The sequence below is a fragment of the Enterobacter sp. BNK-8 genome (assembly GCF_048685095.1).
Lineage (GTDB): Bacteria > Pseudomonadota > Gammaproteobacteria > Enterobacterales > Enterobacteriaceae > Enterobacter > Enterobacter quasiroggenkampii.
In genome coordinates, this window is the sequence record NZ_JBLQTN010000001.1 from 2,833,400 (window position 1) to 2,849,542 (window position 16,143).

A 16,143-nucleotide genomic window follows, 5' to 3' on the forward strand; every position below is an offset into this window, starting at 1 on the left:
ACGCACGTCATGACGTACACCGCCTGGGTCGACGGATAAACTCAGGCTGGCTTCGGCATCATAGCCGTCAGCGGGCGTTGTCGCCAGAGGATAATCGTGAACAGATGCTGCATTGCTGGCATTTACGCCAGCAATGCAGTGCGTTTAGAAGAGGCGGTATCCATAACCCCAAAGAATCACCGTCAGCGCCAGTAGCGCCTCCAGCACCAGCACCCCGATGGCAAGCGTTGAACTGGAGAAGCTCAGGCCCTCTTCTTTATTGATATTCAGGAAGGTTGGAACCCCCAGATACAGCAGATAACCGGTGTAAAAGAGGGCAATAGTACCGATCAGCGCGCACAGCCAGACCAGTGGATAGAGCGCAACAATACCGCTTAAGAACAGCGGAGTCGCGACATACCCGGCAAAGACCATACAGTGCGCCAGCGATGGACGTTGCGGATAGTTACGCGCCATCCAGTGAATGACACGCCCCATGACCGCCACACCCGCCAGCATCAGGCCATAAAAGACGATGGCCAGATAGAGTCCGGTAAACCAGGAAAGCTGAACCACGGTGCCGTCACCGAAGTTCCAGCCGATTTGTGTCGTTCCGATAAAAGCGCATATTACCGGCACCGCAGCCATCAGCAGCACGTGGTGCGTGTAATGATGCGAGACCGTTTCGTTCTCACTTTTAATGACATGCATTTCACGATCGGGATGGGAGAAAAGTCCCCAGACATGGTTCATAGCGCCCCCTTGTTGTCGGCCCGTCAGCGATACCTTAAGTATAATGCAGGCTTTAGATTATTTTATGTACAGTGGGAAATTTCCGTTGATTTCCCCGCTGTTGATTCATGGGGTATATGATTAAACGAGGCACGCAGAGGGAGATAACAGTTACGTAATGGATATTAACGCACTCATTGAGCAATATGGATATGCCGCGCTGGTGATCGGCAGCGTGGCAGAAGGTGAAACCATCACGCTGTTAGGGGGCGTCGCCGCGCATCAGGGGTTACTGAAATTCCCGCTGGTCGTCGCCGCGGTCGCACTGGGCGGGATGATAGGCGATCAGCTGCTCTACTTTCTGGGGCTGCGCTTTGGACCAACGCTGCTAAAGCGTTTCGCAAAGCATCAGAAGAAAATCCGCCGCGCTCAGCGGCTCATTCAACGTCATCCCTATCTGTTCGTCATTGGCACGCGCTTTATGTATGGCTTTCGCATTATCGGGCCGATACTGATTGGCGCCAGCCATCTGCCGCCCAAAATTTTTCTGCCGCTCAATATTGTGGGCGCGATTGCCTGGGCGCTGATCTTTACGACGCTCGGTTATGTAGGGGGCGAAGTGATTGCGCCCTGGCTGCACAATCTCGACCAGCACCTGAAGCACTGGGCGTGGTTGATTCTGGTGGTTGTGGCGGTGATTGCGGTTCGACTGTGGCTGAAGCATCGGGAAAAGAGGCGGGATGAGGAGTGAGTGCGGTCTGATGCCCTCACCCTAAGCCTCACCCACAGGGGTGAGGGGGAACATACGGCTGTGGAGGTCATTCCGTTCACTTTATGTTCCTTGCTACTCTGTAACGACATGACCGGTGAACGTGCCAGGGTGGCTCAATCGCCACCACCCTGGCGACCCGGGCTCCCGGCGGTAAATCGCCGCTTCGCGGTGCCCTCAGCTTATTCCTTCAGGCTATCGGGTCGGGCATGAGCCTGCATCCCTGCAGGCCACGCCCTCTCGGCGCATCCCTGCGCCTCGCCCCGGCCTTACGGAAACGCTTCGGCGATTTACAGCCGGACCAGGGCGTCGCTGTAAGTGATTAATTTTACTGAAGCAACGTTCATCGCTTCAGGTAAAAAAATTACTGGGGATCCCTCTGCCCACAGGGAGAGGGCGAAAGGATACTATCCCTCCGGCTTAAACTGCGGGTTCGCCAGCATAAAGCCCCCGTCGACGATAAACGATTGCCCTGTTGTATAGCTGGCGTCGCTGTCACACAGCCACGCCACCAGGCTGGCAATCTCTTTCGTGTGGCCCGGCCTTGCCAGCGGAATTTCCGGCATGGAGCCTTCCTTCACTTCGCTGTCGTCCATGTCATTCATTGGCGTGGCAATGGCACCCGGCGCGACGGCGTTCACCAGAATGTTGTGCTTCACCAGCTCCATCGCCATGGATTTGGTTAACCCGCCGAGCGCGTGTTTCGCCGCCGTGTAGGCGCTGGCCTCCGGCAGGGGCGTGTGTTCATGTACCGAGGTGATGTTCACAATCCGCCCCCCTTCCCCCTGCTTCACCATCTGCCTTGCGGCTATCTGTGAACAGAGAAACGCCCCGTCCACGTCGACGGTGAAAATGTTCCGCCAGTCGTCGAACGGCATCTCGAGGAACGGCGCTTTGGTCATCGCCCCTGCATTGTTAACCAGCACGTCCAGCCGGCCAAAACGCGCAATCAGCGTTTCAATGGCCTCAGCGCCTTCCGGCAGCGTGCTTAAATCAAGATGGATAGCCTCCGCACGCTGCCCCTGCGCTTCGACTTCGCGGCAGGTTTCCAGCGCCCCTTTCTCATCCGAGTGCCAGGTGACGCCAATATCAAACCCGCGCTCAGCCAGCATCAGGGCCGTGGTTTTCCCAATCCCGGAATCCGATGCGGTCACAATCGCTACTCTGGTCATACTCACCTCCTGAAAAACTGCAAAGAGGTAAGTATAGATAATGGCCTTTTTTAGCCATGATGATAGCCGCCGCCCAGCGCCGAGGTCAGCTGCAGGGTAGCGTCGACATATTGCCCCTTCAGCAGCACGCCTTCGAGGTGCTCTTTGAGGGCCGGTATTCTGGCTTCACTGACCCGGGAACCCGCAATAATCCCCGCGCTGAAACGCGCCTGAGCCAGCGCCACGACCCGTGCCGCATCTTTTTCAACCTGCTGCTGATGGCTGTTCTTCGCCATTAGCGTTTCGACTTCGCTGGCCGTGCGTGCCACCTGATTGACGGCCTCCACTACCGCTTTGTTGTAGTTGGCAACCGAGAGATTGTTCTGCGCCTGGGCGATATCCAGGCTGGCGTTCAGCCTGCCGCTGTCAAAAATTGGCAGCGTCAACCCGGCGGTCACGCCCATCTGCTGCGCGGATGAATGGAACAGATCGCTCAGGTGGAGGGCATCCTGCTGTAAGAACGCCATCAGGTTCACGTCAGGATAGAACGCTGCTCTGGCGGCCTCCACCTCGCTCATGGAGGCGTCGATATACCAGTGCGCCTCCTGAAGATCCGGGCGGCGTGCCAGCAGTTCATAGCCGAGCGTCGACGGTAACGAGGCTTCCACCGTCGGCAGGGCATGCCGCGTCAGCTTCACGGAGGGGGCGTTGGTCAGCGCGACCAGGCGCGCCTCTATGGCTTTCATCTTTCCGTTGACCCCGGCCAGCTGCTCTTCGGTTTTGCTGGCGTTGATGTCCGTTTCGACGCCCTCCACGGAGGAGGTGATGCCGTGTTGATACAGCTCGCGGTCGGCACCGATAATATTGTCCTGCTCATGTTTGATCTGCGCGAGGACCTCCCCCACGGCGGCCTGCGTTTGCCATTCCCAGTAAAGCCGCGCCACGCTGCTGGCCAGCAGCTGACGGGTCTGCTCCAGCTCCGCTTTTTGCGCATTCACTTTGCCTATCCGGGCTTCGACCTGCGCACGATTTTTTCCCCACAGATCGAGATCCCAGCCAGCGGTCAGGCCAAAGGTGCCGTTGGTGTACCACGGCCCGGTTGTCCCTGCCGCCGGGTCGGTAATGGCAAAGGGTCCCATCAGCCCTTCGGCGGACATTTTCTGGCGTTCAGCATCCGCTGAAAAATCGATCTGCGGACCGTCGGCAGCCATAGCCGCTTTGGCCTGGGCTTCAGCGAGCGTAATTCGCTGGCGGGCAATCTGCATATCCGGCGCATCGCTTAATGCTTTCGCAATCAGCGAATTAAGTTCAGGATCGTTATATGCTTTCCACCACTCATTTTTCGGCCAGTCCTGATGAGCCAGAACCGTATTTACCGACGCCGTCGTGGTTTGCGTTTTAATGGGAGATACCGTGGCATGTTCAGGCGCGCAGGCAGCCAGAATAAATGCAAAGGGAACACTCAGAGATAAAATAAAAGAACGTTTCATTACGCCATATACTCAAAAAATAAAGGCGCAAATTACGCTTGATTCTGTTTGTTTTTTTAGTAATGCGTGGCAAAGCGTAAATTGTCATAGATTTAAATATACGGAAAAGTATTCACCGAAATTATTATTTAAATTTAATTATACAAATAAAAAATAATCAACCCGACAGCGTGAACGTCCTCTGTCAGGTTGATCGCGTTATTAAACTTTCAGCGACGCGCCTTTTGTCGCAATAACCTCTTTATACCAGTAGAAGCTTTTCTTGCGGCTGCGCGCCAGCGTACCTTTTCCACTGTCATCGCGATCGACGTAAATAAAGCCGTAGCGCTTAGAGAGTTCAGCTTTTGATGCGCTCACCAGGTCGATTGGGCCCCAGCTGGTATAGCCCATCACCTCAACGCCGTCTTCGATCGCTTCACGCACCTGCACCAGATGGTCGTTAAGGTAGCTGATGCGGTAGTCATCCTGCACCGTGCCGTCCGCGTCCGGTTTATCCTTTGCTCCCAGACCATTTTCCACGATAAACAGCGGCTTCTGATAGCGATCCCAGAGCACGTTTAGCAGGGTACGCAGGCCGATGGGGTCAATCTGCCAGCCCCATTCGGAACTGGCCAGATGCGGGTTTGGCACCATGCTCAGGATGTTGCCGCGCGCCTGCTGATTGAGGGCGTCGTCCGCGGTGACACAGCCCGTCATGTAGTAGCTGAAGGAGATAAAATCGACGGTCGATTTCAGCGCCTCGCGGTCGGCGTCCGTGACCTCAAGCTGAATACCGTTGTCGCGGAAGAAGCGCTGCATATACCCCGGGTAGGCACCGCGACACTGTACGTCACCAAAGAATTGCCAGGCGCGGTTTTCCTGCAGTGTTTCCAGAACATCTTCCGGCTTGCAGGTCAGCGGATACATCAGACCGCCCAGCAGCATATTGCCAATTCTGCCATCAGGAACGATCTCATGGCAGGCCTTCACCGCCAGTGCGCTGGCCACCAGCTGATGGTGGATCGCCTGATACACTTCGCCTTTGCTGCTGGTTTCCGGCAGGCCCACGCCGGTCATCGGCGCGTGCAGAGACATATTGATCTCGTTGAAGGTCAGCCAGAGCTTGACCTTTTCTTTGTAGCGCGCAAACACGGTACGGGCGTAGCGCTCGAAGAATCCAATAGTCTGGCGGCTGCCCCATCCGCCGTACTGCTTCACCAGCCCCCACGGCATTTCGTAATGCGACAGCGTCACCAGCGGGGTAATGTTGTGCGCGGCCAGCTCGTCAAACAGCCGGTCGTAAAACGCCAACCCCGCCTCGTTCGGCTGCTGCTCGTCGCCGTTCGGAAAAATGCGGGTCCAGGCAATGGAGACGCGCAGGCAGCTAAAGCCCATCTCCGCGAACAGTTTGATGTCTTCCGGATAGCGATGATAGAAGTCGATAGCAACATCCTTGATGCCGCTGTCGCCCGCCACGCGCTCAACCACCGGGCCGAAGACCCCCTGCGGCTGAACATCAGAGGTGGACAGCCCTTTCCCCTCCTCCAGATATGCGCCCTCTACCTGATTCGCGGCAACCGCGCCGCCCCATAAAAAATCGTCCGGGAAAGTTTTCATCACGTTCTCCTGTTATTGATGGCTTACGCTGAGTAACGGCGCACCAGCATTGACGGACGTTGCCGCCACGGTCACCACGTCGCGATACTCATCGCTGTTACTGATAATAATCGGGGTCGCCAGGTCGTATCCGGCATCGATAATCGCCTGTCGGTCAAACTCCAGCAGCAGATCGCCGGGTTGCACCGTGTCACCGACCTTCACATGGGCGGTAAACGGCTTGCCGTCGAGCTTCACGGTGTCGATACCCACATGGATCAACACTTCGATTCCACTGTTACTGAGCAGGCCGATGGCGTGTTTGGTCTGGAACAGCGAGGCCACCACGCCAGCAAACGGGGCAACCACTTTGTTATCGGAGGGAATAACCGCGGCGCCGCTGCCCAGCAGGCCGCTGGCAAAGGTGGTATCCGGCACCTGGTCGAGCGCAAGAACGGTACCGGTCATCGGTGATAGCACATCGTTTTCGCCCGCGGTGACCACCCCTTCTGTCGCGGTGTTTCCTGGCATACCGGCGACCAGCGTCAGGCCGCAGCTCAGTACCAGCGCCACCACCGTACCGATAATGCCGCCCCACAGCGTGGCGTCCACGCCGCCCGGCGGGATCATCTGGGCGACAGTAAAGATATTGGCGAAGCCGAAAGAGTAAACGTGGGTGTCACTAAAGCCGACAATCGCTCCGCCGATAGCGCCTGCCACGCAGCCAAAAATAAACGGACGGCGCAGCGGCAGGTTTACGCCATACACTGCGGGTTCGGTGATACCGAAAAACCCTGCCGTCACGGATGAACCGGCCAGCATTTTCTGACGCGCATCGCGGGTACGCAGGAAAATGCCCAGTGCCGCCCCCACCTGGCCGAACACCGCAGGCAAGAGCATCGGCAGCATGGAGTCATGCCCCAGCACCGCCAGGTTGTTGATCATCAGCGGCACCAGCCCCCAGTGCAGGCCAAAAATGACGCAGACCTGCCACAGCGCGCCCATCGCTGCGCCCGCCAGCCACGGTGCCAGAACATAAATACTCTGATAGCCGTTCGCCAGCATCTGGCTCAGCCAGGTCGCCAGCGGCCCGATAACGAGGAAAGTCAGCGGCACGGTCACGGCAAGACAGATCAGCGGCGCGAAGAAGTTTTTCATCGAGGAAGGCAGCAGCCTGGTGCTCTGCTTTTCCAGCCAGCAGCTCACCCACGCGGCGAGAATAATCGGGATCACCGACGAGCTGTAGTTGAACCAGGTGACGGGAATGCCCAAAAAGGCTTCCGACACCGCGCCCGGCTGCTGGCTGGCGTTGAACGCCGCAATCATCACTGGATGGGTGAGCGCCCCGCCGATCACCATGGTAATGAATGGGTTTCCGCCGAACTTTTTCCCGGCGGTATAGCCCAGCACCAGCGGGAAGAAGAAGAACAGCGCGTCGCTGGCAGCAAACCAGATTTTATACGTGCCGCTCCCGGTCGTGAGCCAGCCGCACACCACGGCCAGCGCCAGCAGCCCTTTCAGAATACCGGACGCGGCCAGAATGCCGATAAACGGGGTAAAGATCCCGGAGACGATGTCAATCAGACGGCCCAACAGGTTACCCTTTTCACCCTTCTCTTCCACGACAGGGGCGTCATCGGTAAGGCCTGCTTCATTGCGGACAGCCTGCCAGACGTCGTGAACGTGGTTGCCAATCACCACCTGAAACTGGCCGCCGCTTTCGACCACCATGATCACGCCCGGATTTTTCTTGAGCCCTTCCGCATCCGCCCGTTGATTCTCTCTCAGTTTGAAGCGAAGCCGGGTCGCGCAGTGCACAAGACTGACGATGTTCTCTTTTCCGCCAACGTGGCCGAGAATATCCTTCGCTAAAGCCTGGTATTCCATCTCGATTTCCTTACATCCGATGCCCGCAGGCACCTGTTGACTGAGTACAAAAAATAAAAAAACCCGAGAACGGCCTTCTGACGAAGGCCGCGCTCAGGTTTTGCCTGCGAAGTGCAGTAACAATCCTGTTTGAGGCTTAACGCCCCTCTTTTCTCACCCGCTCGATATGAATGGCGAGGAACATAATTTCTTCGGTTGTCAGCTCACGCTGATAGCTTTTGTTCAGGTGCTGTGCGATTTTCTCGGCGCATTTCCACGCCTTCGCGTAGTTGTCTTTGACTGCCGTATGCAGCGAGACATCGTCATCTTCCACCACGGTGCGGGTGAGCATCCGCTGGGCAAAAAATTTCAGGTGGGTGACAAAACGCTGATAGCTGAGCGACTCTTCGTCATACTCAAGCTGCAGCTGATACTTCACCAGCTGCAGGATCTCCTGCATCACCCGCGTCACGTGCATCACCTCCGGCATTTCGCTGTTCAGCTGCGCGGTGACCAGATGCAGGGCGATAAAACCGGCCTCATCCTCCTCCAGTTCGACGTTCAGGCGTCTGGCGATAATGGCCCGCGCCTCCTGCCCTAACTCGAACTCCTTCGGATACAGTCGTTTGATATCCCACAGCAGCACGTTTTTGATGGCCAACCCGTTCTTCTGCCGCTCAATCGCAAAGTAGCAGTGATCGGTGAGGGTGATATACAAGCTCTCCTGCAGCTTGCCCAGCCGCTGCGCCGCCAGCCCGATGATGCGGTCGCAGGTGGTCATCACCTCCAGCGGAATTTGACTCAGCAGCTCGCCGAGCCGACGCACCAGTTCATCGCTTTGTAACGCAAACACCTTTTCAACCAACGCGGTATCCAGCGCTTCACCGACGCGCTTCTGAAAGGCCAGCCCACGGCCCATCACCACCTGTTCGCGCCCGCGCTCATCCTGAACAACCACCACGTTATTATTGAGTATCTTGGCGATTTTCATCTGAACCCCAGAAACAAAAAAACCTGACCTCCGGCAGATGCCAGAAAATCAGGTTTTGCCTGCCTAAGCAGTAACAATCCAGTTCTGGCACTCTATCAGTTTCATTCGTAGCCTCAATGCGTCACACGTCAGAAACGTGACGCGGATCGAACTTGCTACCGTGATATCAGAAGGTCACCACCGTTTTCAGCTCGGTGACCCAGGCATCCTGGGTGCGGCTGACCCCGCCGGGATGGTGCCAGTACTGAATGCCCGGCTGCAGTTCAAGCCATGACACCGGACGAAAACGGTAGTAAAACTCGCCGTTCAGGGAATGGCCCGGCACCGGGTGATACGCCGGATTGTCATAATCGCTTACGCCGCTCAGGCTGTTCAGGTAACGCTGGTTGCGGGCGTACTGGCTGCTCATATCAATCCAGGTTAAGCCAAAGCCAATCCAGTCTTCCGGTCGCGCATCAAACAGCCCGCGGTAGCGCAGCGAGGCGGCGTAAACCTGGTGCATGTAGTTACTGCTCTGATCCGCAAGGCTCATGCTGAACGAGGTACTCAACCCGCGATTCGGATCATCCTGATGCTGCGTTAGCTGCTGGTTCAGTCCGGCGTACATAAACCAGGTCCGGCTGTGCGTATCGAATCCGTCCGAGTCCGTCGCCCCCGCCCCACCCGATTTGCCGCGATAGAGATCGGTTTGCGGCGCGTTGGTAAACACCACACCCAGGTTGTATGCGCCCGGCAGGCCGTTAATCAGCGGACGCGCTTCGATTTCAACCGGCAGTAAGATCCCTTTGCTGCCCTTCGTCGACCAACTCCAGGCATGGCTGCGGCTGGCGGCCTGCGGATTCTGCTCCATCACGCCGCCCTTCAGGGTTAGCGTCGGCGTGAGTTTATACGCAAGCGTGGTGCCCCAGGTGTGCACGTTCCAGTTGTTCCAGGTCAGCGAGTTGGCTGACTTACCGCCGCACTGGGACAGCAGCTGGAAATCACAGGGGATAATTTGATCGAAGGTTTGTACCTTGTTCATCATCCCGATGCGCCAGGTCAGACGCCGGTCGTCAAAGCTGCGGGCAAAGGTCAGCCAGCCCAGACGGGTAATCGACTGCCCGCCCCAGCTCTCCTGGGTCAGATCGTTGAAGTTGACGCGCGGGTCCTGCACGCGCTTGGTGGTGAGGTCATCATTGTGGTTACGGTTGACGATGTTCCCCTCGATACGCGCGTCCGGGATACCGGTCCAGCGCTCCAGATCCTGGTTGAAGGTCAGCGCGAACTGGTCAATATAGGCCACGTGGGAGTCGTGGTTATATCCGCCACCGCCGTTCCAGCCAATTTCATTCAGGTATCCGAGGTTATAGGTAAAACCGTTATCGTTAAGGATTTTACGTATGCCGAGCATTTCGCCCAGCACAGGCTCCGGCGGAGCTTCAAACCCTAATACCGTTCCGTTCCAGTCTTGCGCCATCGACAGCGGGGATATCGCCAATAAGGCGAGCGCATAGAGTTTATTTTTATATGCCATAATAACAACCTGTGATTGAGTATTGAGTGCGTAACCGGCCGCAGGAAATTTTTCTATTTCCTGTCGAGAATTCATTTTTTAAAAAATCAGTAAAAGCGCTAAGCCAAATAACTCTCCTGCGTAAATGACAGGCAAAAAAAAACCTAAGCGCTCCACAGCGAAAATGCTGTGAAACGCTTAGGTTTTGCCTGTTAACCAGTAACAATCCTGCGTTGAAAACAGTGGCACCTTAACACCGTCACGCCACGTTGAAAACCGGAACTGTTTTCTGTTTTAAAAAAGTGTGAGCAATTTAACGCTTATTATTTGGACTGAATCACCCGCGCAATATCAGCCGACGTCTGTAATGTACGAATCTCCTGAAATAACCCCAGCGCTTCATCGTACTCTTTGCGTAAATAACTCAGCCACTGCTTAATTCGCGCGACGTGATACAAACCGGTGTCGCCCTGCTTTTCCAGACGGCTGTATTTTTGCAGCAACGTGACGACGTCTGCCCACGGCATCCGCGGTTCGTTATATTTCACCACCCGGCTGAGGTTGGGCACATTCAGCGCGCCGCGGCCGATCATTACCGCATCGCAGCCGGTGGCCTGCAGACAGGCCTGCGCGCTCTCGTAGTCCCAGATTTCGCCGTTAGCGATCACTGGAATGGTGAGGCGTTTGCGGATCTCACCGATCGCCTGCCAGTTAATGCGATCGGCTTTGTAGCCATCTTCTTTGGTACGGCCATGCACCACCAGCTCGGTGGCGCCGGCCTGCTGCACCGCATCGGCGATTTCAAACTGCCGCGCATCGCTGTCCCATCCCAGGCGAACCTTAACCGTCACCGGCAAATGCGCGGGTACCGCCTCGCGCATGGCTTTCGCGCCGCGGTAAATAAGTTCAGGATCTTTCAGCAACGTCGCTCCGCCGCCGCTGCCGTTCACCAGCTTAGATGGACAGCCGCAGTTGAGATCTACCCCGTAAGAGCCCAGCTCAACCGCGCGGGCGGCGTTTTCCGCCAGCCATTCCGGATACTGGCCGAGCAGTTGAATACGCACCAGCGTGCCGGAAGAGGTGCGGCTCTGGTGGTGCAATTCGGGGCAAAGCCGGAAGAAGGATTTTACCGGCAACAGCATATCGACCACGCGCAGGAACTCCGTCACGCAGAGATCGTAGTCGTTCACCTCGGTCAGAAGCTCGCGCACGAGGGAGTCGAGCACGCCTTCCATTGGGGCCAGTAAAACACGCATAGCAGTACCTGTGAAAAAAGACGCGCTATAGTAGCCGCTCTCTATATCGCTGGGAAGCGCTTCTGTTCAGGCAGAAAGTCACCCGGCGTTGCCCCAACAATGGCGCGAAACGCCGCCGCAAATGCCGCCGGGCCGGAAAACCCCAGCATCCAGGCCACCTGCTTAACCGGGTATCCGTTTGCGAGCAGGTCCAGCGAGGCACAAATCCTGGCACGCTGTCGCCAGGCCCGGAAGCTAAAGCCGGTATCGTTGATAAACGCGCGTGAAAACGTGCGTTCAGACATCGCGGCCCGTTCCGCCAGCCTTTCCAGAGAAAGATCCCAGAGATTGTTGGCAATGATGTCACAGGCAATGCGATGTAAGCGCTCATCCACGGGCATCGGTAGTTCGGCCGAGATTTGCTGAGCTTCACTGAGGATATCGAGCAGCAAAACGGCCATGCTGCGCTGACTGGCTGGCCGGTATTCCGCGCTGAACAGCCCGGCAATCAGCTCTTTGAACAACGCTGTGGCCATAATCACATGAACCTCGTCTTTCCGCTTAAAAGGCTCACATTGCGCTATCAGCGCCGGGCTAAACCAGACCGCGCGCAGCTCCGTTGTGGATAACACGCTGTAGGTATGCTCCTGAAAGGGAGGGATCCACAGCGCGCGCTGCGGCGGTATGACCCAGCGTTTGCTGCCGGTTTCGACCAGCATGACTCCTTTGATGGCAAACAAAAGTTGTCCCTGCGAATGCTGGTGAGGCGGATCGACTTCGCCGCGCGTATAGCGAATTGCCCTTCTTGACCATCCGATAGCATCGTCGTGAATTGGCGTTTTATCGATAACGGTTGGCATTTCACATTTCCCCCTTCCTCTTATGATGCTGCTTGTACACGTAACCAGAGAGAGACGCAATGCACATCCATTTTATTATTCATGAACATTTCGAGGCACCTGGCGCCTATGAAATCTGGGGGAAAAGTCGCGGCTGCAGTCTGAGCTACACCAGAGTGTATCAGGGCGATTCGTTACCTGAGGAACTGGAGAACATAGACCTGCTTGTCATCATGGGAGGCCCGCAGTCCCCCGCCACCACGCGTGAGGAATGCCCCTGGTTTGATGCGCAGGCGGAAAAGGCACTCATCAGCCGCGCGATAGAGGCAGGTAAAACGGTGATAGGCGTTTGTCTGGGCTCGCAGCTCATCGGTGAAGCGCTGGGCGCAGCGTTTTGTCATAGCCCGGAAAAAGAGATCGGCAAATTTCCCGTCAGGCTCACAGATGCAGGTAAGGCGAACCCGCTGTTTGAGGACTTTGGCAGCGTGCTGAACGTCGGTCACTGGCATAACGATATGCCTGGGTTGACGCCGCAGGCTAAAGTTCTGGCTTACAGCGAGGGCTGTCCCCGCCAGATCGTGCAATACAGCGAACGGGTTTACGGTTTCCAGTGCCATATGGAGCTGACGCCGGAGGTGGTAGAGTTGCTGATTGAGCATTCGCAGAGTGACCTCCGCCGCGCGGGTGAATTCCGTTTTGTCGAAACGGCGGAAAAACTCCGCTCGCATGATTATCGCGAAATGAACCAGGTGCTGTTTTCTTTTCTCGATAAACTGACCGCCTGTCGCTGATACCTTCTCTGGCACGCCGTTTCGCCAGCGCAATCCCTTTCCTCTAAACTGTAGCCTGCACCGGTAAGGTGATACCGGACGTTCCATTCCGGAATGTCTGGTATGCTCAAAATTCATGATGTGATCCATGGCACATTTTTAGGTTTAATTGTATGATGAATGCGTTTCAGCAAGGACTATCACCATGAGCAAATCATTGAACATTATCTGGCAATATCTGCGCGCATTCGTCCTGATTTACGCCTGCCTGTATGCCGGGATTTTCATCGCGTCGCTGCTGCCCATCACCATCCCTGGCAGCATTATCGGCATGCTGATCCTCTTCGTTTTGCTGGCGCTGCAAATCCTGCCCGCAAAGTGGGTCAACCCCGGCTGCTTCGTCCTCATTCGCTATATGGCGCTGCTTTTCGTGCCTATCGGCGTGGGCGTCATGCAGTATTTTGATTTGCTCAAAGCCCAGTTCGGCCCGATTGTGGTCTCCTGCGCGGTCAGTACGCTGGTGGTTTTCCTGGTGGTGAGCTGGAGTTCACATCTGGTGCATGGCGAACGTAACGTGATTGGGGAGAAAACAAAAAAATGATGGACAATATCTGGTGGTCCCTGCCGCTCACCCTGGCTGTGTTCTTCGCCGCACGTAAGCTTGCCGCGCGTTTCAAAATGCCCTTGCTGAACCCCCTGCTGGTGGCGATGGTGGTGATTATTCCGTTCCTGCTGCTCACCGGCATTCCTTACGAACGCTATTTTGCCGGCAGCAAAATCTTAAACGACCTGCTGCAACCCGCCGTCGTGGCGCTCGCCTTTCCTTTATACGAGCAGTTGCACCAGATCCGCGCCCGCTGGAAATCCATCATTACCATCTGTTTTGTGGGTAGCTTGGTGGCGATGATCACCGGTACGTCGGTGGCGCTGTTGATGGGGGCCTCGCCGCAAATTGCCGCCTCTATTCTGCCTAAATCGGTGACCACGCCTATCGCGATGGCTGTTGGGGGCAGCCTCGGCGGTATTCCGGCCATCAGCGCGATGTGCGTCATTTTCGTCGGTATTCTCGGCGCGGTGTTTGGCCACACCCTGCTGAACGCGATGCGTATTCATACTAAGGCGGCTCGGGGGCTGTCGATGGGCACCGCCTCGCACGCGCTGGGCACCGCCCGCTGCGCGGAGCTGGATTATCAGGAAGGGGCGTTTAGCTCCCTGGCACTGGTGATCTGCGGGATTATTACCTCCCTGCTGGCCCCGTTCATTTTCCCGCTTATTCTGGCGGTGATGGGCTAAAATTTGCGATGCGTCGCGCAAATTTCATTTTGATTTCATAAGTTGCATACATAATGAGAAGTGGATCACATATAAAGCCCTGACGGCTCCGTAAACTACCGATCCATTAACCTTTATGAGGCAAACGCCATGCACCCACGTTTTCAAGCTGCTTTCGCCCAGCTTGCAGAGAATTTGCAGTCAGCCCTTGCTCCCGTTCTGGCAGATGCGCACTTCCCCGCCCTGCTGACCGCGGAGCAGGTCACGATGCTGAAACAGGCAACGGGACTGGACGAAGACGCGCTGGCTTTCGCACTGCTTCCTCTGGCTGCCGCCTGCGCGCGGGCCGATCTCTCCCACTTCAACGTCGGGGCCATTGCGCGCGGCGTCAGCGGCACCTGGTACTTCGGCGGCAACATGGAGTTCCTGGGCGCAACCATGCAGCAAACCGTGCACGCCGAGCAGAGCGCAATCAGTCACGCCTGGCTGCGCGGTGAAAAAGCGCTGAGCGCGATTACCGTTAATTACACTCCGTGCGGCCACTGCCGTCAGTTTATGAACGAGCTGAACAGCGGGCTGCAGCTGCGCATCAATCTGCCAGGCCGCGCGCCGCACACGCTGGCGGATTACTTGCCTGACGCGTTTGGCCCGAAAGATCTGGAGATCAAAACCCTGCTGATGGACGAGCAGAACCACGGTTTCGCCCTGTCCGGCGATGACCTGAGCCAGGCGGCGATTGCCGCCGCCAACAAGAGCCACACGCCGTACAGCAAGTCCCCAAGCGGCGTGGCGCTGCAGTGCCGCGATGGCCGAATCTTCACTGGCAGCTATGCGGAAAACGCCGCGTTTAACCCAACGCTGCCGCCGCTGCAGGGCGCACTCAACCTGCTGAGCCTGAACGGCTATGATTATCCTGACATTCAGCGCGCCATTCTGGCTGAAATTGCCGATGCGCCGCTGATTCAGTGGGATGCCACTGCCGCAACGCTTAAAGCGCTGGGCTGTACGACGATTGACCGCGTACTGCTGGCGTAATCCTTCCGGCGGGCAGAAATGCCCGCCTGTTTGCTGAAAAACCCCTCAGTTGAGTCGCTGTTTCTTGCGCTAACCAGGCGGGTAAAGTAGCCTGAGTTAAATTTCACCTTCGGTACGAGCCATCTGCATGTTAAAGCGCGTTTTTTACAGCCTGTCTGTCCTGGTCGGCATACTGCTGTTGATCGTGCTCGGTCTCGACCGCTGGATGAGCTGGAAAACCGCCCCCTACATCTTTGATGACCTGCAGGACCTGCCCTATCGTCAGGTTGGCGTGGTGCTCGGCACCGCCAAGTATTACCGCACCGGCGTCATCAACCAGTATTACCGTTACCGCATCCAGGGCGCGCTGAATGCCTACAACAGCGGCAAGGTGAACTATCTGCTGCTGAGCGGCGATAACGCGCTGCAAAGCTACAATGAACCGGTGACGATGCGTAAGGACCTGATTGCCGCAGGCGTGGATCCAGCCGATATCGTGCTCGACTACGCCGGGTTCCGCACCCTGGACTCCATCGTGCGCACGCGCAAGGTCTTCGACACCAACGACTTCATCATCATCACCCAGCGCTTCCACTGCGAGCGTGCGCTGTTTATTGCCCTGCATATGGGTATTCAGGCGCAGTGCTATGCGGTGCCGTCGCCAAAAGATATGCTGAGCGTGCGCGTGCGCGAGTTCGGCGCCCGCTTTGGTGCCCTGGCCGATCTGTATATCTTTAAGCGCGAACCACGCTTTTTAGGCCCGCTGGTGCCGATTCCGGCGATGCACGAAGTGCCGGAAGACGCGCAGGGTTACCCGGCCGTCACGCCTGAGCAGCTGCTCGATATGCAGAAAAAAGAGAAATAGCGGAACCGCCTTTATACTTTCTTTACGCCGGGCCTGACGCTTTTTATCTCCCCTTTACGTCGGCTCTTTTAAGCTGAGTTCATTGCCGCTACGGCTTCATTGA

General features: G+C 56.6%; 14 protein-coding genes and 1 pseudogene. 6 read left to right on the plus strand and 9 right to left on the minus strand.

From position 1 onward, the window contains the following. Positions 1-144: 144 nt before the first annotated feature. Positions 145-732: a Yip1 family protein gene (locus tag ACMGGU_RS13755; RefSeq protein ID WP_023312454.1), complete on the minus strand. Its 588-nt coding sequence runs from the start codon at positions 730-732 to the stop codon at positions 145-147. Between the two features lie 157 nt (positions 733-889). Here ACMGGU_RS13755 and ACMGGU_RS13760 point away from each other — a divergent pair, with 157 nt between their 5' ends. Continuing rightward, positions 890-1,462, plus strand: a complete 573-nt coding sequence (locus ACMGGU_RS13760) for a DedA family protein (RefSeq protein ID WP_048028237.1) — start codon at positions 890-892, stop codon at positions 1,460-1,462. A gap of 425 nt (positions 1,463-1,887) precedes the next feature. On the opposite strand, the gene ACMGGU_RS13765 is transcribed toward ACMGGU_RS13760, so the two are convergent. From ACMGGU_RS13765 to ACMGGU_RS13800, 8 genes and pseudogenes are all read right to left on the minus strand, one after another. Next, a complete protein-coding gene (locus tag ACMGGU_RS13765; protein WP_023615867.1) occupies positions 1,888-2,652 on the minus strand; it encodes an SDR family oxidoreductase in 765 nt (254 codons plus the stop codon). Positions 2,653-2,702: 50 nt separating this feature from the next. Beyond that, positions 2,703-4,121, minus strand: coding sequence for a multidrug resistance outer membrane protein MdtQ (gene mdtQ, locus ACMGGU_RS13770; protein WP_420300654.1), 1,419 nt, complete (start codon positions 4,119-4,121; stop codon positions 2,703-2,705). A 201-nt stretch (positions 4,122-4,322) separates the two neighbouring features. Further along, a complete protein-coding gene (locus tag ACMGGU_RS13775) occupies positions 4,323-5,717 on the minus strand; it encodes a glycoside hydrolase family 1 protein (protein ID WP_045908670.1) in 1,395 nt (464 codons plus the stop codon). A gap of 12 nt (positions 5,718-5,729) precedes the next feature. After that, positions 5,730-7,690, minus strand: a pseudogene (gene bglF, locus ACMGGU_RS13780) (PTS beta-glucoside transporter subunit IIABC); the annotation flags it as partial. 29 nt (positions 7,691-7,719) lie between these two features. Further along, positions 7,720-8,553: a BglG family transcription antiterminator LicT gene (gene licT, locus ACMGGU_RS13785; protein ID WP_023616723.1), complete on the minus strand. Its 834-nt coding sequence runs from the start codon at positions 8,551-8,553 to the stop codon at positions 7,720-7,722. A gap of 166 nt (positions 8,554-8,719) precedes the next feature. After that, positions 8,720-10,009, minus strand: a complete 1,290-nt coding sequence (locus ACMGGU_RS13790) for a carbohydrate porin (protein ID WP_420300977.1) — start codon at positions 10,007-10,009, stop codon at positions 8,720-8,722. Positions 10,010-10,368: 359 nt separating this feature from the next. After that, on the minus strand, positions 10,369-11,301 hold the full coding sequence (gene dusC, locus ACMGGU_RS13795) for a tRNA dihydrouridine(16) synthase DusC (protein WP_235402161.1): 933 nt from the start codon (positions 11,299-11,301) through the stop codon (positions 10,369-10,371). 41 nt (positions 11,302-11,342) lie between these two features. Then, entirely contained in the window at positions 11,343-12,140 is a 798-nt protein-coding gene (locus ACMGGU_RS13800) for a helix-turn-helix domain-containing protein (RefSeq protein ID WP_420300655.1), read from the minus strand. 59 nt (positions 12,141-12,199) lie between these two features. Between ACMGGU_RS13800 and ACMGGU_RS13805 the strand changes: the two genes are divergently transcribed. The 5 genes from ACMGGU_RS13805 to sanA all read left to right on the plus strand — a co-directional run bounded on the left by ACMGGU_RS13805 (position 12,200) and on the right by sanA (position 16,040). Further along, a complete protein-coding gene (locus ACMGGU_RS13805; RefSeq protein ID WP_420300656.1) occupies positions 12,200-12,910 on the plus strand; it encodes a type 1 glutamine amidotransferase in 711 nt (236 codons plus the stop codon). A gap of 184 nt (positions 12,911-13,094) precedes the next feature. Next, entirely contained in the window at positions 13,095-13,490 is a 396-nt protein-coding gene (locus ACMGGU_RS13810) for a CidA/LrgA family protein (RefSeq protein WP_014884558.1), read from the plus strand. Then, on the plus strand, positions 13,487-14,182 hold the full coding sequence (locus ACMGGU_RS13815) for a CidB/LrgB family autolysis modulator (RefSeq protein ID WP_008500916.1): 696 nt from the start codon (positions 13,487-13,489) through the stop codon (positions 14,180-14,182). The genes ACMGGU_RS13810 and ACMGGU_RS13815 overlap by 4 nt, the downstream gene beginning before the upstream one ends. A gap of 129 nt (positions 14,183-14,311) precedes the next feature. Then, complete coding sequence (cdd, locus tag ACMGGU_RS13820; RefSeq protein ID WP_046091540.1) at positions 14,312-15,196, plus strand: cytidine deaminase; 885 nt, start codon at positions 14,312-14,314, stop codon at positions 15,194-15,196. Positions 15,197-15,323: 127 nt separating this feature from the next. After that, complete coding sequence (gene sanA, locus ACMGGU_RS13825; protein ID WP_008500918.1) at positions 15,324-16,040, plus strand: outer membrane permeability protein SanA; 717 nt, start codon at positions 15,324-15,326, stop codon at positions 16,038-16,040. Positions 16,041-16,143: the final 103 nt, after the last annotated feature.

What these genes read in the sequence shown, in the direction of transcription:
- ACMGGU_RS13755 (WP_023312454.1), bottom strand. Translation starts at nt 732, where the DNA reads ATGAACCATGTCTGGGGACTTTTCTCCCATCCCGATCGTGAAATGCAT.
- ACMGGU_RS13760 (WP_048028237.1), top strand. Translation starts at nt 890, where the DNA reads ATGGATATTAACGCACTCATTGAGCAATATGGATATGCCGCGCTGGTG.
- ACMGGU_RS13765 (WP_023615867.1), bottom strand. Translation starts at nt 2,652, where the DNA reads ATGACCAGAGTAGCGATTGTGACCGCATCGGATTCCGGGATTGGGAAA.
- mdtQ (WP_420300654.1), bottom strand. Translation starts at nt 4,121, where the DNA reads ATGAAACGTTCTTTTATTTTATCTCTGAGTGTTCCCTTTGCATTTATT.
- ACMGGU_RS13775 (WP_045908670.1), bottom strand. Translation starts at nt 5,717, where the DNA reads ATGAAAACTTTCCCGGACGATTTTTTATGGGGCGGCGCGGTTGCCGCG.
- licT (WP_023616723.1), bottom strand. Translation starts at nt 8,553, where the DNA reads ATGAAAATCGCCAAGATACTCAATAATAACGTGGTGGTTGTTCAGGAT.
- ACMGGU_RS13790 (WP_420300977.1), bottom strand. Translation starts at nt 10,009, where the DNA reads ATGGCGCAAGACTGGAACGGAACGGTATTAGGGTTTGAAGCTCCGCCG.
- dusC (WP_235402161.1), bottom strand. Translation starts at nt 11,301, where the DNA reads ATGCGTGTTTTACTGGCCCCAATGGAAGGCGTGCTCGACTCCCTCGTG.
- ACMGGU_RS13800 (WP_420300655.1), bottom strand. Translation starts at nt 12,140, where the DNA reads ATGCCAACCGTTATCGATAAAACGCCAATTCACGACGATGCTATCGGA.
- ACMGGU_RS13805 (WP_420300656.1), top strand. Translation starts at nt 12,200, where the DNA reads ATGCACATCCATTTTATTATTCATGAACATTTCGAGGCACCTGGCGCC.
- ACMGGU_RS13810 (WP_014884558.1), top strand. Translation starts at nt 13,095, where the DNA reads ATGAGCAAATCATTGAACATTATCTGGCAATATCTGCGCGCATTCGTC.
- ACMGGU_RS13815 (WP_008500916.1), top strand. Translation starts at nt 13,487, where the DNA reads ATGATGGACAATATCTGGTGGTCCCTGCCGCTCACCCTGGCTGTGTTC.
- cdd (WP_046091540.1), top strand. Translation starts at nt 14,312, where the DNA reads ATGCACCCACGTTTTCAAGCTGCTTTCGCCCAGCTTGCAGAGAATTTG.
- sanA (WP_008500918.1), top strand. Translation starts at nt 15,324, where the DNA reads ATGTTAAAGCGCGTTTTTTACAGCCTGTCTGTCCTGGTCGGCATACTG.